Annotated in this window: 15 protein-coding genes; all 15 read left to right on the top strand. The window is 68.1% G+C overall.

Annotation, left to right across the window (positions count from 1 at the left end; genetic code table 11):
• The first annotated feature begins 16 nt into the window (after positions 1-16).
• Positions 17-1429 carry a UDP-N-acetylmuramoyl-tripeptide--D-alanyl-D-alanine ligase gene (murF, locus tag OC372_RS05720; protein ID WP_262001157.1) on the top strand — a complete coding sequence of 471 codons (1413 nt, stop codon included), beginning with the start codon at positions 17-19 and terminating at the stop codon, positions 1427-1429.
• Positions 1426-2532 (top strand): phospho-N-acetylmuramoyl-pentapeptide-transferase, encoded by a 1107-nt coding sequence (gene mraY, locus OC372_RS05715; RefSeq protein WP_029261558.1) that lies wholly within the window; start codon positions 1426-1428, stop codon positions 2530-2532. The genes murF and mraY overlap by 4 nt, the downstream gene beginning before the upstream one ends.
• A complete protein-coding gene (gene murD, locus OC372_RS05710; protein WP_262001156.1) occupies positions 2522-4057 on the top strand; it encodes a UDP-N-acetylmuramoyl-L-alanine--D-glutamate ligase in 1536 nt (511 codons plus the stop codon). Before mraY ends, murD begins: the two co-directional genes overlap by 11 nt.
• Entirely contained in the window at positions 4026-5231 is a 1206-nt protein-coding gene (ftsW, locus tag OC372_RS05705; RefSeq protein WP_029261560.1) for a putative lipid II flippase FtsW, read from the top strand. Before murD ends, ftsW begins: the two co-directional genes overlap by 32 nt.
• Positions 5228-6304 carry a UDP-N-acetylglucosamine--N-acetylmuramyl-(pentapeptide) pyrophosphoryl-undecaprenol N-acetylglucosamine transferase gene (locus OC372_RS05700; RefSeq protein ID WP_262001155.1) on the top strand — a complete coding sequence of 359 codons (1077 nt, stop codon included), beginning with the start codon at positions 5228-5230 and terminating at the stop codon, positions 6302-6304. The genes ftsW and OC372_RS05700 overlap by 4 nt, the downstream gene beginning before the upstream one ends.
• 40 nt (positions 6305-6344) lie before the next feature.
• Positions 6345-7745 (top strand): UDP-N-acetylmuramate--L-alanine ligase, encoded by a 1401-nt coding sequence (gene murC, locus OC372_RS05695; protein ID WP_262001154.1) that lies wholly within the window; start codon positions 6345-6347, stop codon positions 7743-7745.
• Positions 7746-7876: 131 nt separating this feature from the next.
• A complete protein-coding gene (locus OC372_RS05690; RefSeq protein WP_262001153.1) occupies positions 7877-8689 on the top strand; it encodes an FtsQ-type POTRA domain-containing protein in 813 nt (270 codons plus the stop codon).
• Positions 8690-8874: 185 nt separating this feature from the next.
• Positions 8875-10017 carry a cell division protein FtsZ gene (gene ftsZ, locus OC372_RS05685; protein WP_029261564.1) on the top strand — a complete coding sequence of 381 codons (1143 nt, stop codon included), beginning with the start codon at positions 8875-8877 and terminating at the stop codon, positions 10015-10017.
• Complete coding sequence (locus OC372_RS05680) at positions 10014-10721, top strand: YggS family pyridoxal phosphate-dependent enzyme (RefSeq protein ID WP_105710188.1); 708 nt, start codon at positions 10014-10016, stop codon at positions 10719-10721. Before ftsZ ends, OC372_RS05680 begins: the two co-directional genes overlap by 4 nt.
• Positions 10722-10764: 43 nt before the next feature.
• Positions 10765-11238: a cell division protein SepF gene (locus tag OC372_RS05675; protein WP_029261566.1), complete on the top strand. Its 474-nt coding sequence runs from the start codon at positions 10765-10767 to the stop codon at positions 11236-11238.
• Positions 11239-11241: 3 nt separating this feature from the next.
• A complete protein-coding gene (locus tag OC372_RS05670; RefSeq protein WP_029261567.1) occupies positions 11242-11541 on the top strand; it encodes a YggT family protein in 300 nt (99 codons plus the stop codon).
• A 181-nt stretch (positions 11542-11722) separates the two neighbouring features.
• Complete coding sequence (locus OC372_RS05665; RefSeq protein ID WP_105710187.1) at positions 11723-12322, top strand: DivIVA domain-containing protein; 600 nt, start codon at positions 11723-11725, stop codon at positions 12320-12322.
• 8 nt (positions 12323-12330) lie between these two features.
• Entirely contained in the window at positions 12331-13026 is a 696-nt protein-coding gene (lspA, locus tag OC372_RS05660; RefSeq protein ID WP_262001152.1) for a signal peptidase II, read from the top strand.
• Between the two features lie 2 nt (positions 13027-13028).
• Positions 13029-13949: an RluA family pseudouridine synthase gene (locus OC372_RS05655; protein WP_262001151.1), complete on the top strand. Its 921-nt coding sequence runs from the start codon at positions 13029-13031 to the stop codon at positions 13947-13949.
• A gap of 48 nt (positions 13950-13997) precedes the next feature.
• Positions 13998-14597 carry a GNAT family N-acetyltransferase gene (locus OC372_RS05650; protein WP_262001150.1) on the top strand — a complete coding sequence of 200 codons (600 nt, stop codon included), beginning with the start codon at positions 13998-14000 and terminating at the stop codon, positions 14595-14597.
• Positions 14598-14621: the final 24 nt, after the last annotated feature.

The raw sequence follows: 14621 nt of genomic DNA, 5'->3' as shown, positions 1-14621 counted from the left end.
CGCGCATGGAGATGAAATGATCGCCCTGACGCTCGCTGAGATAACCGCCGCAGTGAGCGGTGATCTGCGCGTGGCCGGAGAAGACACGGCCGAGACCGTCGTCGACGGCCTCGTCGACACGGACTCGCGGACGATGGTCCCCGGCTCGATCTTCGTCGCGAAGCCCGGCGCGGAGACCGACGGCCACCAGTTCGTGGGAGCTGCTGTCGCAGCCGGCGCCGTGCTGGCGATCGTGGAGCACCCGGTCGATGTGCCCGTCAGCCAGATCGTCGTCGCCGACGCCGTCGCTGCGCTGGGCGAGCTGGCCAGAGAGGTCGTGGCACGTGTGCGTGCCGGCGGCTCCCTCCGCATCATCGGGATCACCGGATCCAACGGCAAGACCACCACGAAGAACTTCCTCGCACGCATCCTCGAGGGTGAGGGCGAAACCGTCGCGCCGGTCAAGTCGTTCAACAACGAGGTCGGCGCCCCCGTCACGATGCTCCGCGTCACCGAGAACACGCGGTTCCTGGTGAGCGAGTTCGGGGCGGCGGCACCGGGAAGCATCGCGCACCTCGCCGGTCTCGTCGAGCCCGACGTGGCCGTCGTGCTCATGGTCGGCATGGCGCACGCCGGCGGATTCGGGGGGATCGAAGCCACCGCGAAGGCGAAGGCCGAGCTCGTCGAAGCGGCTCGCGTTCCCGGGACCGCCGTCCTCAACTTCGATGACAGCAGGGTCGCCGCCATGGAAGGGCTCGCCGAAGCGCGTGGTCTGCAGGTCGTCGGCTTCGGACAAGGGTCGAGCGCCGATGTCCGCGCGCACGACATCTCCGTCTCCGCCTCCGGCACGTCCTGCACCGTCGAGGTCGGCGGCGACCGCCTGACCCTTCGTCTGCGGGTCCTCGGTGCGCATCACGTGTCCAACGCGCTGGCAGCCATCGCCGCAGCGCTCGTCGTCGGCGTCACGCCCGCAGACGCGGTCGCGCGTCTGGAGACGGTCGAGATCGCCGAGCGGTGGCGCATGCAGCCGCTGGGCAGCGACCGTGTGCGGATCATCAACGACGCCTACAACGCGAGTCCCGATTCCATGGCCGCGGCGCTGCGGACTCTCGCGCAGATCACCGGGCCGGAGGAGCGCACCGTCGCCGTTCTCGGCGCGATGACCGAGCTCGGAGAAGGTGCGGGGGAGGAGCACGACCGTATCGGTCTGCTCGCGGTGCGGCTCAACATCCAACGCATCGTCGTCGTCGGCCCTGAGGCGCGGCGGCTCTACCTCGCTGCGGTCGGCGAGGGCTCCTGGGACAGCGAGGCCATCCACCTCCCCGACCAGGAGGCAGCCTTCGAGTACCTGCGCACCGAGCTCCGCGACGGTGACCGTGTACTCGTGAAGTCATCCAATTCCGTGGGCCTCCGGCATCTCGGCGATCGTCTGGGAGAATTGTTCTCGTGAGGTCTCTCATCATGTCGGCGGCGATCTCGCTCGCCTTCACCCTGTTCCTGACTCCTGTCTTCCTCCGGCTCTTCCGGAAGTGGGGCTGGGGGCAGGTCATCCGCACCCCGGAGTCGGTGCACAATCCGAGCCACGAGGCGAAGCGCGGAACCCCCACCATGGGTGGCGTGATCTTCATCGTCGGATCCATCGTCGGCTACTTCACCGGCGTGCTGGTGAGCGGCGAGGTGCCGGCACTCTCGGCGATCCTGGTGATCTGGCTGATGGTCGGCTTCGGCGCCGTGGGCTTCATCGACGACTACATGAAGGTGCGCAGCCAGCGCAGCCTCGGGCTGTCCGGCTGGCGCAAGGTGATCGGCCAGTTGCTGGTCATCATCCCCTTCGGCATCGTCGCTCTGAACTTCCCGAACAGGTGGGGGCAGATGCCGGCGAGCCCCGCGATCTCGCTCTTCCGCGACATCACCTGGCTCAACCTCTTCGCCTTCGGCGTCGTCCTCGGCTGGATCCTCTACCTCGTGTGGATCTCGATCATCGGCGTCGCGACCTCGAACAGTGTGAACCTGACGGATGGTCTCGACGGTCTCGCCGCCGGGGCCGGAGTCATCGTCGTCGGCGCCTACAGCGTGATCGCCTTCTGGCAGTTCAAGCAGCCCTGCATCGGCGGCGATCCCGACGCCCTCGGCGGATGCTACGAGGTGCGCGACCCGTTCAACCTGGCCATCATCGCGGCGTCGGTCGCGGCCAGCCTCATCGGGTTCCTCTGGTGGAACGCGCCCAAGGCGAAGGTCTTCATGGGTGACGTCGGCTCGATGGCGATCGGCGGCGTGATCACCGCGATGGCGATCCTCACCCGCACCGAGCTTCTCCTGCTGGTGATCGCCGGCGTGTTCGTCCTGTCCTCCGGCTCGGTCATCCTGCAGCGCGCCTACTTCAAGATCACACGAGGCAAGCGGCTGTTCCTGATGAGTCCCTTCCATCACCACCTCGAGATGCGCGGCTGGTCCGAGGTCACGATCGTGGTGCGCATGTGGATCATCGCCGGACTCCTTGCGGTCTCGGCGGTCGGCCTCTTCTACGTCGAGTGGCTCACTCGTGTCGACTGATCGCCTGAGCGGACTCACGAGCTGGAACGCCGATTGGCGTGATCTCCGCGTCGCCGTGCTCGGCTTGTCGATGACGGGCTTCTCGGTGGCCGACACTCTCGCAGAGCTCGGTGCGGAGGTGCTCGTCCTCAGCGAGTCCGCAGAAGAGGAGTACGCGCGTCTGCTCCCGGTGATCGGTGCCGCGCTCGAGCTCGGCCCCCTGGCCGAGGTGCCGGCCGCACTGGTGGACTTCGCGCCCGAGGTGGTCATCGCCTCGCCCGGCTTCTCCCCATCGCACTCCGTGATCCGCTGGGCGCAGGCGTCGGGAATCGTGATCTGGGGCGATGTCGAACTCGCCTGGCGCGTCCGCGACAAGGTGGTCCGCGCCGACGGTACGCCGGCTGATTGGGTGCTCATCACGGGGACCAACGGCAAGACGACCACGACGCAACTCACGGCCTCGCTGCTGGTCGAGGGTGGCCTTCGTGCGGCGCCCTGCGGCAACATCGGCGTACCCGTCCTCGACGCGGTGCGGGATCCCGCCGGCTTCGACGTGCTCGTGGTCGAGCTCTCCAGCCACCAGCTCTGGTACCTCGGCCAGTCGCGGCCCGAGGGCGAGCTCTTCCCCTACGCGGCCGTGTGCCTCAACCTCGCCGACGACCACCTGGTGTGGCACGGCAGCGCCCAGGCATATCGCGACGCGAAGGCCGTGGTCTACCGCAACACCCGCGTCGCCTGTGTCTACAACAAGGCCGATGAGGCGACCCGGCTCATGGTCGAAGAAGCCGAGGTCGTCGAAGGAGCCCGCGCGATCGGTTTCGATCTCGGCATCCCCGGACCGAGCGACCTCGGCATCGTGGAGGGGCTCATCGTCGACCGCGCCTTCCTCGACGACCGCGCACGCAGCGCTCTCGAGCTGACGACCATCGCGGCCCTGGACGAGGCCGGGCTCGCGGCTCCGCACATCGTCCAGAACATCCTCGCCGCCAGTGCTCTGGCGCGGTCACTGGGAGTCGAACCGGAGGCGATCCACACGGCGCTGCAGAATTTCCGGCTGGACGCGCACCGCATCCAGGTCATCGCGCGGCATGCGGGCGTCACCTGGGTTGACGACTCCAAGGCCACCAATCCGCACGCCGCGGCGTCGTCGCTGCGGGCCTACCCCGGCGCGGTGTGGATCGTCGGGGGTGACTTGAAGGGCGTCGACATCGCCGATCTGGTCGCCGATGTCGGTGCCACGGCGCGAGCCGCTGTCGTGATCGGGGTCGAGAGGGACTCCGTGGTCGCGGCATTCCAGCGACACGCGCCGTCGGTACCGGTGTTCGAGGTCGATGCTGGCGAGACTGGACAGGTCATGAACCGTGTCGTGGAGATCGCGTCGGGGATCGTCGAAGGCGAGGGCACAGTCCTGCTGGCCCCGGCGGCGGCATCGTTCGATCAGTTCTCGAGCTACGCGGATCGAGGTCACCGTTTCGCCGAGGCGGTGCGTGACTGGATAGACCGGGGGAGCGCCGATGACGCAGGTGTCCCGCCCTCCGCGCTCTGAGTCCGGCGGACTCGCCGCCAGGGTGTCGCTCGGACGCCGGTTCACGCCGGTGTCGACCGAGTTCCTCCTCATCGCGTCGACCGCCCTGCTGCTGACGCTCTTCGGCCTGGTCATGGTGCTCTCCGCGACCAGCGCGACCGCAGTCGCGAGCGGAGCCGATCCGATGGGCGGCGTCCTCCGCCAGGGCGTGTTCGCGCTCCTCGGAGTCCCGCTGATGTTCCTGATCAGCCGTCTACCCGTCGCGTTCCTGAAGAAGATGGCGTGGCCCGCGCTGTTCGGCGCCGTCGCCCTGCAGCTACTCGTGTTCACCCCCCTGGGGATCGAAGACGGCGGAAACCGGAACTGGATCGACATCGGCGGCTTCACGCTGCAGCCCTCCGAGTTCCTGAAGCTCGCACTGGCTCTGTGGATCGCCGCGGTGCTGCTGCGCAAGCAGGCCATGCTCGGCACCTGGCACCACGTCTTCATCCCCGTGATCCCGGTCGGGGCGCTGGCGATCGGTACCGTGCTCGCCGGCAAGGACCTCGGCACCGCGATGGTGCTGGTGCTCATCCTGCTGGGCTGTCTCTTCTTCTCGGGCGTCAAACTCCGCCTGTTCATCATCCCGGTGGTGATCGGCATCGGCGCGGTCCTCGCCTACGCGCTGTCGAGCCAGGACCGGATGCGGCGCATCACGGCGACCTGCGACAACATGGCGCTGTACGAGAGCGACTGCTACCAGTCCATCCACGGCATCTGGGGGATGGCATCGGGCGGGATATTCGGGCTCGGACTCGGCAACTCCCAGGAGAAGTACGGCTGGCTGCCCGCCGCCGGCAACGACTTCATCTTCGCGATCGTCGGGGAAGAGCTCGGGCTGATCGGCTGCATCGTCGTTCTGGCGCTGTTCACGTTCTTCACGGTCGGTGCCTTCCACGTGATCCGGAAGACGCCGGATCCCTTCATCCGCGTCGCGGCCGGCGGAATCACGGTGTGGATCGTCGGTCAGGCCGTGCTCAACATCGGCGTCGTCATCGGTGTGTTCCCGGTGATGGGAGTCCCGCTCCCGTTCATGTCTCAGGGAGGCACGGCACTGCTCGCCGTGCTGATCGCGTGCGGGGTGCTGCTCGCCTTCGCGCGCACCATTCCCGTGGTCGAGAAGCCCTCAGCCGAGCGGGGTAGGGTCACCAGGTGACCTCGTACCTCCTCGCCGGCGGTGGCACCGCCGGCCATGTGAACCCCCTGCTCGCCGTCGCCGACGCACTTCGTGAACGCGACGCCGATGCCACCGTGCTCGTGCTCGGTACGGCCGAGGGGCTCGAGTCCCGGCTGGTGCCCGCTCGAGGCTACGAACTGCTCGTCGTCGACAAGGTCCCGTTCCCGCGTCGTCCGAATCGCCAGGCTGCGGTCTTCCCGATGCGGTTCCGCCGCGCCATCGCTCAGGTGCGCGCGCACATCCGCCGACACGGCGTCGATGTCGTCGTCGGATTCGGGGGCTACGCATCCGCACCCGCCTACGTGGCTGCGCGGCGCGAGGGCGTGCCGTTCGTGGTGCACGAGGCCAACGCCAAGCCCGGTCTCGCCAACGTGCTCGGGGCCCGCCGTGCCGCGGCCGTGGGCGTGGCGTTCGAGGGCACGCCGCTCCGGGGTAGCGAGACGGTCGGGATGCCGCTGCGCCAGGAGGTCATCACGCTCGATCGTGCGGCGACGCGCGCGGAGGCCGCGGAGTACTTCGGTCTCGACCCGGATCGCCCGGTGCTGCTCGCGTTCGGCGGCTCGCTCGGTGCTCAGCGCCTCAACGAGGCCCTCGCGGACTCCTGGCGCGATGTCCTCGCAGCCGGGTGGCAGCTGCTGCATGTGACGGGTGAGCGCAGCGATCTCGCCGATCCGGGCGTCGAGGGGTACGCGCTGCGGCGCTACGTCGACCGCATGGATCTGGCCTTCGCGCTGGCGGACCTGATCGTGTCGCGGTCCGGCTCGGCGACGGTCAGCGAGATCAGTGCGCTGGGCATCCCCGCCCTCTACGTGCCGTACTCGGTCGGCAACGGCGAGCAGCGCCTGAACGCGGCGTCTGCGGTGGCGGCAGGAGCGGCCGAGCTTCTCGACGACGCGACGTTCGACGGCGACGCCGTACGGCGGATCGTCCTGCCGATCCTGGGAGACAGGGACAGGCTCGACCGGATGGCCGCCGCGGCCGAGACGGCGGGCACCCGCAACGGCACCGAGAACGTGATCGGGTTGATCGACCGCGCATTGGACGCGGTCTGACACGGTCGTCGACACCGAAGAAAAGTAGACTGAAGCGGACATGATCAGACCCGACCTCTCCCTCCCCATTCCCGAGACGATCACCGCTGCGCACTTCATCGGCATCGGCGGTTCCGGCATGAGCGGCCTCGCGAAGATGTTCCTCGACGCGGGTATCCGCGTCTCCGGCAGCGACCGGGCGGACAGCGACAATCTGCGTGCCCTGGCGGACGCGGGGGCGACCGTGCACGTCGGCCACGACGCCGCCCACCTCGGTGATGCCGACACCGTCGTGCACACGGGCGCCATCTGGCCCGAGAACCCCGAGTTCGTGACGGCGAAGGCTCGCGGCCTGCACGTGATCCACCGGTCGCAGGCGCTGCATTGGCTGATCGGTTCGCGGCGGCTGGTCTCGGTCGCCGGTGCCCACGGGAAGACCACCTCGACCGGGATGATCGTCACGGCGCTGCGTGAGCTGGGCGCCGACCCGCACTTCGTCAACGGAGGCGTCATCGAGCAGCTCGGCACCTCGAGCGCCACGGGCACGGGCGACCTGTTCGTGGTCGAGGCCGACGAGTCCGACGGCACTTTCCTGCTCTACGACACCGCGGTCGCGCTCATCACCAACGTCGATCCCGACCACCTCGACCACTACGGCTCGGAAGAGGCATTCCACGACGCTTTCGTGCGGTTCGCCGACGCGGCCACCGAAGCCGTCGTCATCTCGAGCGACGACGCCGGTGCACTCCGCGTCGGTGCAGGGCTGTCCCACCCGAACGTGCTCACGTTCGGCCAGGCGGAGAACGCCGACGTGCGCGTCACCGACATCGTCGCGGCCGGACCGGTCGCCGCGACCATCAGCCAAGGGGATGAGCAGGCGCGCATGCAGCTCGCGGTCCCGGGCGTGCACAACGCGATCAACGCGGCCGGAGTCGTCGCGGTGCTCCGAGCACTCGGGTACCCGCTCGTCGACGCCGTGCGCGCGGTCGAGGGCTTCGCCGGGACCGTGCGCCGCCTGGAGCAGCACGGCGTCGAACGAGGCGTCACGGTCTACGACGACTACTCGCACCATCCGACGGAGGTGCGGGCGGCGCTCGAGGCCATGCGCAGCATCGCGGGGTCGGGACGGATCATCGCGATCCAGCAGCCGCACACCTACTCCCGCACACAGCACATGTATCAGGAGTTCGCCGACGTCCTCGAGGAGTTCGCCGATCACACGGTGATGCTCGACGTGTACGGCGCTCGCGAAGACCCCGTCCCCGGTGTCACGGGCGAGCTGGTGAGCACGGCGTTCCGCGATCCGTCGCATGTGCACTTCGTCGCCGACTGGCAGCAGGCGGCCGACTACACCGCCGCGGTGGCCCGTGACGGCGACTTCGTCGTGACGCTCGGCTGCGGCAACGTCTACCAGATCATCCCGCAGGTCCTGGATTCGCTGCGCCGGACCGACGAGGCGTAACGATGCGCCGTCCCGCACCGCTTCCGTCCGCACCGGAGAGCCCGGTGGAGAAGGGCGACGCGTCAGAAGCACGGGCACGCCACGGACGGCGGAGCGACCGCAGCGGGGTGCGGTCCGAACCGGATGGGTCGGTGCCGGAGCCTCCGGCCCACGACGGATTCTACGCTGCTGGCGCGGACGAGCCGGAGCCGACCTCGACCAGGGACGTGTGGCGTGCAGCACGGGCCAGACGTAAGGCTCTCCGCTCCGAGATCCGGCGCTTCACGCAGCGCTCCCGGCGTCGACGGATCATCTGGCTGAGCAGCATCGGCGCCGTGGTCCTGCTGATCGGGGGGAGCGTCGCGGCGGCCTACAGCCCGCTGTTCGCCGTGGAGAAGATCTCCGTGGTCGGGGCCGCGAGCCTCGACCCCGCCGCCATCGAGGCGGCCCTGGGCGACCAGCTCGGCACACCACTGGCGCTCGTGGACACCAGCGAGGTGAAGGCTGCGCTGCTGGCGTTCCCGCTCATCGAGACGTACGCACTCGAAGCGCGTCCTCCGCACGACCTCACGGTGCGGATCGTGGAACGCACGCCGGTCGGCGTCATCCGATCGGGTGCCGGGTACACCCTCGTCGATGCCGCGGGAGTCGCTCTCTCGACCACGTCCGATCAGCCGGCGGGACAGCCGGTGATCGAGGTCGACGGCGGCGTCGAGTCGCGTGCTTTCCAGAGCGCGGGTCTCGTCGTGCGCGCGCTGCCGGCAGATGTCCGCGCTGCGCTCACGGGTGTGCGTGCGACGACAGCGGACGATGTGACCCTGACCCTCGATTCCGGGCTGACCGTGGTCTGGGGAAGTGCGGAGGAGTCTGCGCTCAAGGCGCTCGCCCTCTCGGCAGCCATGGTCAAGAACCCGGACGCCGCCTCCATCGACGTCACTTCTCCTGAGGTAGCCGTCGTCGGCTGACGCCTTTCGAGGTCGAGCCGACGGCTTTCCCGGGGGAATGGCGCGACACGCCCAGGCGATTGCGCGCGCGCAGGCAGGCGGCGCTTACCTTCGATCAAAGAGAACGCAATACCGGGAAATACTTTACACCTCTAGTTGAGGTTTAAGGTTCACCCTTTCCAGGCTCGAATAATCGGAGGCCGGCCATGAGCCAGAACCAGAACTACCTCGCCGTGATCAAGGTCGTCGGCGTCGGCGGTGGCGGCGTCAATGCCGTCAATCGCATGATCGATCTCGGTCTCCGCGGAGTCGAGTTCATCGCCGTCAACACCGACGCGCAGGCGCTGCTGATGAGCGACGCCGACGTCAAGCTCGATGTGGGCCGTGAGCTCACCCGCGGCCTCGGTGCCGGCGCGGACCCCGAAGTGGGTCGACGCGCCGCGGAGGATCACGCCGAGGAGATCGAGCAGGCCCTGACCGGCGCCGACATGGTCTTCGTGACGGCCGGCGAAGGCGGCGGAACCGGAACCGGAGGCGCCCCGGTCGTCGCTCGCATCGCGAAGTCCATCGGCGCCCTCACCATCGGTGTCGTCACCAAGCCGTTCTCCTTCGAAGGTCGCCGCCGTCAGAGCCAGGCGGAGGCCGGTGTCGCCAAGCTCAAGGAAGAGGTCGACACCCTCATCGTGGTGCCGAACGACCGTCTCCTCGAGATCAGCGATCGCGGCATCTCGATGATCGAGGCCTTCGCCACCGCCGACCAGGTTCTGCTCGCCGGTGTCCAGGGCATCACCGACCTCATCACGACCCCGGGTCTGATCAACCTCGACTTCGCCGACGTCAAGTCGGTCATGCAGGGCGCAGGTTCGGCGCTCATGGGCATCGGCTCCGCTCGCGGCGCCGACCGTGCGATCAAGGCCGCAGAGCTCGCCGTGGAGTCGCCGCTCCTCGAAGCATCCATCGAGGGTGCGCACGGTGTGCTGCTCTCGATCCAGGGAGGATCGAACCTCGGCATCTTCGAGATCCACGATGCCGCCGACCTCGTCAAGGAGGCCGCGCACCCCGAGGCGAACATCATCTTCGGTACGGTCATCGACGACACCCTCGGTGACGAGGTGCGCGTGACCGTGATCGCCGCCGGGTTCGATGGGGGAGAGCCCTCGCTGCGCCTCGACCCGATGGTGGTCTCGCGTCCGTCGGCCGCGACGCTTCCCGAGGTGTCCCTCCCGGAGGAGTCCGAGACGAAGAGCGAGCCCGCACAGGCCGAGCCCGTGCACCAGCGGGTGCCCGCCACGAGCATCGAGCCGGCCTTCGCCGACGACGACATCGACATCCCCGAATTCCTGAAGTGACCTCGGCGGTCGACGGCCAGGAGCCATCGGGCCTGGCCGCGCGGCTGGCGGCGATCGACGAACGGATCGCCGCCGCCGCGCGTGCCGCAGGCAGAGATCCAGAAGAGCTCACCAGGATCGTGGTGACGAAGTTCCACCCGGCATCGCTCGTGCGCGACCTGCATGCGATCGGTGTGCGCGCGGTCGGCGAGAACCGACAGCAGGAGCTGTCGGCCAAGCAGGCCGAGCTCGCCGCCCTCGACCTGGCCTGGCACTTCATCGGCCAGGGGCAGACCAACAAGGCGGCGGCCATCCGTCGCAGCGCCGATGTGGTGCACTCGGTCGACCGAGACCGGTTCGCCGATGCCCTGCACAGAGCCGCCGACGGCGACGATGTGCTCGACGTGCTCGTGCAGGTCAACCTGACGGATGATCCGGGTAGAGGAGGCGTGGCCCCCGCCGATGCGGTCGGTCTCGTCGAGCATGTGCTCGCCCTGCCCTCCCTGCGTCTGCGCGGCGTGATGGCTGTCGCTCCTCTCGATGAGGAGCCTGCTGCCGCATTCGCTCGGCTGCGCGACGTCTCCGACGTCGTCCGAGCCACCGCCCCTGACGCGACTTGGATCTCGGCCGGGATGACCGGCGACTTCGCCGAGGCGATCGCCGCCGGCGCGACACACCTGCGGATCGGCTCCGCAATCACCGGACCCCGGCCCGACCGGGGTTAACCTGTGAAAAGACCAGCCCCAAACGTTCGAACCGGAGGACACGATGGGTAACCCGCTGAAGAAGACCATGGTGTATCTCGGCCTCGCCGACGAGGAAGAGGTCTATGAGGAAGAGGCGCAGGCTCCTGCCCGCGCTCACCGCGAACGTGACCGTGACCGCGAGGAGCCGGCACCGGCCCCCGTCACGCCGTTGCGCCGCCCTGTCGCCGTCCGCCAGCCGTCTGCAGGAGCCGTGAACGAGATCCTCACCGTCCACCCGAAGCAGTACCGCGACGCACAGCTGATCGCCGAGAGCTTCCGTGAGGGCGTCCCCGTCATCATCAACCTCTCCCAGATGAGCGATGCCGACGCGCGTCGCCTCATCGACTTCGCGAGCGGGCTCTCCCTCGGTCTGTACGGCCGTATCGAGCGCGTCACTTCGAAGGTGTTCCTGCTCTCGCCGGAGAACATCGCGGTTTCGGGCCACGGGGGCATCGCACACGCAGACGCTGAGTCTGCGGGCTTCGACCAGTCGTAGCCCGTGGAGCTGGTCTCCGTCGCAGCGAGCATCGTCCACCTGGTGCTGCTGCTGTACATCTTCGTGCTCTTCGCGCGCCTCATCCTGGACTACATCCCGATGTTCAATCGGGAATGGCGTCCGAAGGGTTTCGGTCTGGTCGCCGCTGAGGCCGTCTACACGGTCACCGATCCACCCATCCGGTTCTTCCGGAGGCTCATCCCACCGCTGCGGATCGGATCGCTGTCACTCGACTTCGGGTTCACACTCACCCTGTTGGTGGTGCTGATCCTGATGAACATCGTGCGGCTTTTCATCCGCTGAACTCCGCCCGCTCCGTGTGTCGGGCACGCCCCGAGTTCGTGTTCTCTGGGTGTCGCGACATCGCGGCGCTGAGGCGCGGGGGCTATGCTGGCACCCAGGTGCGCGCCCCGGGTTCGCGCCACATCACGACCACGCCATACATCGATACTGGCATTCGAACTCATCGAAAGAGGAGCCACTCATGGCACTTACCCCGGATGACGTCGTCACCAAGCAGTTCCAGCACGTCCGATTCAAGGACGGCTTCGACCCGGACGAGGTGGACGACTTCCTCGACGAGATCGTCATCGAGTGGCGCAAGGCTCTCGAGGAGAACGTCGAGCTGAAGGCCAAGCTGGCCGCGTACGAGTCCGGTGCTGCCCCCGAGGCCGCCGCGCCCGCCGCTGCACCCGTCGCGACCGAGGCCCCCGCGCCCGTCGCCGAGGTTGCTGCCGAGCCCGCACCGACCGGCTCCGCCACCGCGACTGCCGGCATCATCGAGCTCGCGCAGCGTCTGCACGACGAGCACGTGGCCGAGGGTGAGGCGAAGCGCAATGCGCTCATCGCCGAGGCCGAGACCGAGGTGGCCCGCATCCGCACCGAGGCCGAGGCGAAGCAGCGCGAAGAGTCGGCACGCCTGGAGCGCGAGCGCAACACGCTCGAAGCCCGCATCACCGAACTCCGCAACTTCGAGCGCGACTACCGCTCGCAGCTGCGCGGCTACATCGAGGGTCAGCTCCGCGAGCTCGACGAGAAGTCGGCATCCACGGACTCCACGCCCGTCTCCGCGATCGGTCTGTAAGGCGCCCCTTGTCAGGACGCCCGCCCCTTCGTCGGTCGGCGGCCGGTGCGATCGTTGCGATTCTCGCAGCGCTCGTGCTGGCCGCCGATCAGTTTGTGAAGTACCTCACGATCGAGAACCTGCCCCTGCATGAGCCGGTTCCGGTTCTCGGTGAGTTCCTTCAGCTGTACTACGTCCGCAATCCCGGCGCGGCATTCTCGCTCGGGTCCGAGGTGACGTGGATCTTCACGATCGCCCTCGCGGTGGTGGCCTCGATCATCATCTGGAAGGCGTTCGGGATCAAGTCCCGACTGTGGGCCGTCGTTCTCGGGTGCCTGCTCGGTGGTGTGCTGGGCAACCTCACGGACCGGCTGCTTCGTGAGCCCGGTTTCCCCGTGGGGCACGTCGTCGACATGATCTCGATGCCGTGGATGATGCCCGCGATCTTCAACGTGGCAGACGTCTTCATCGTGACCGGAATGATCTCGGTCGCCCTTCTCGTCGTGTTCGGGCTCCGATTCGACGGCACGCGAGAGCGCGACCACGCTGTCGTCGAGACCGAGGAAGAAGCCGAAGCGGCTGCTGTGGCCGCTATGGTCGCGACCGAGAAGGATGCAGAATTCGCGGACGCGGATGATGCAGCGACGGATGCCGCAGGCACAGGACGCTCGAGCGACGACGATGCGTCATCGGAGGATGCGGCTCCCGCATCCGAAGGACGCTGACCGTGGATTCGCGGTCTCTGCCGGTGCCCGACGGTCTGGACGGCACTCGCGTCGACGCAGCTCTGGCGAAGCTCATGGGCTTCTCCCGCACCTTCGCCGCCGACGTCGCCGCCGCAGGCGGTGTGCGGTTGGACGGCGTGACACTCGACAAGTCCGACCGCCTCCGCGGCGGCGGCTGGCTCGATGTCGAGTGGCAGCCGAAGGAAGCACCGAAGATCATTCCGATCGCGGTGCCCGAGCTCGGCATCGTGTATGACGACGACGACATCGTCGTGGTCGACAAGCCCACCGGCGTCGCGGCGCATCCGTCGGTCGGTTGGGAGGGGCCGACCGTGGTCGGCGCTCTTGCCGCCGCGGGATTCCGCGTCGCCACGAGTGGCGCTCCCGAGCGTCAGGGCGTCGTGCATCGGCTCGATGTCGGCACCAGCGGTCTGATGGTCGTCGCGAAATCCGAACACGCGTACACGGTTCTGAAGCAGGCGTTCAAGGATCGTACGGTCGAGAAGATCTATCACGCCGTCGTGCAGGGGCACCCCGACCCGCTCGCGGGGACGATCGACGCGCCGATCGGGCGCCACCCGAACCACTCCTGGAAGTTCGCCGTCGTTCCCGACGGCAAGCCCTCGGTCACTCACTACGAGACGCTCGAGGCGTTCCCCGGTGCTTCGCTTCTGGAGATCCATCTCGAGACCGGCCGCACGCACCAGATCCGTGTGCACATGGCCGCCCACCGGCATCCGTGCGTCGGTGATCCGCTGTACGGGGCCGACCCGACCATGTCGGCCCGCCTCGGACTCACGCGGCAGTGGCTTCATGCGCACCAACTGGCGTTCACGCACCCGGCGACGGGGGATTGGGTGCAGTTCGAGTCGCCGTACCCCGAGGACTTCCGGCACGCGCTGGACGTGCTCCGCGGCGAATAGCCCGCGCTTCATCGACGCGATGTCTGCGTCGTGCGCCACACTGATCGCATGGGCATCGAGGTTCGACCAGCAACGGAGTTCGACGATGTCGCGACGCTCGTCGGCCCGAAGAAGCCGACGTCCAACGTCTGTTTCTGCCTGAGTTATCGCATCGGCAGCAAGGAGAACGTCGCGCTGCGCGGGTCGCAGCGCGCTGATCGCGTGCGCGAGCTGTGCCATCAGGATCCGCCACCTGGGGTCATCGCCTACCTCGACGATGAGCCGGTGGGCTGGGCGGCGCTGCATCCACGGCGTGACACGAGGTTCGCGCGCAACCGTCTCATCCCGCACTTCGACGATTCGGACGTCTGGTCGCTGTGGTGCTTCCGGGTGCGGCCAGGACACCGCAAGCAGGGCATCTCCCACGCGCTGATCGACGGTGCCGTGGCCTACGCGAGGGAGCGCGGCGCCCCGGCCATCGAGGGGTACCCGGTCGACAACGGCGGGGAGAAGGTCAACCTGACGATGGCGTACGTCGGCACGCGAGCGCTCTTCGAGAGCGCAGGGTTCGTGAAGGCAGCGGATACGGGTTCCGTGCTCGACGGGTTCCCCCGGGTGCTGATGCGGCTCGATCTGGGCGCTTCACGAAAGGCTCCGAAGAAAGCGTGAACCGTTTTCGCGATTCGCCCCAAT

Source organism: Microbacterium sp. Mcb102, assembly GCF_024519805.1.
GTDB lineage: Bacteria > Actinomycetota > Actinomycetes > Actinomycetales > Microbacteriaceae > Microbacterium.
Note: the sequence above shows the minus strand (reverse complement) of the source record. Positions and strands in the feature narration are given on the sequence as shown.

Bases quoted from the DNA above. Each gene is read 5' to 3' on its own strand.
- OC372_RS05650 (WP_262001150.1), top strand. From the start codon at position 13,998: ATGGGCATCGAGGTTCGACCAGCAACGGAGTTCGACGATGTCGCGACG.
- murF (WP_262001157.1), top strand. From the start codon at position 17: ATGATCGCCCTGACGCTCGCTGAGATAACCGCCGCAGTGAGCGGTGAT.
- OC372_RS05675 (WP_029261566.1), top strand. From the start codon at position 10,765: ATGGGTAACCCGCTGAAGAAGACCATGGTGTATCTCGGCCTCGCCGAC.
- ftsZ (WP_029261564.1), top strand. From the start codon at position 8,875: ATGAGCCAGAACCAGAACTACCTCGCCGTGATCAAGGTCGTCGGCGTC.
- OC372_RS05665 (WP_105710187.1), top strand. From the start codon at position 11,723: ATGGCACTTACCCCGGATGACGTCGTCACCAAGCAGTTCCAGCACGTC.
- murC (WP_262001154.1), top strand. From the start codon at position 6,345: ATGATCAGACCCGACCTCTCCCTCCCCATTCCCGAGACGATCACCGCT.
- ftsW (WP_029261560.1), top strand. From the start codon at position 4,026: ATGACGCAGGTGTCCCGCCCTCCGCGCTCTGAGTCCGGCGGACTCGCC.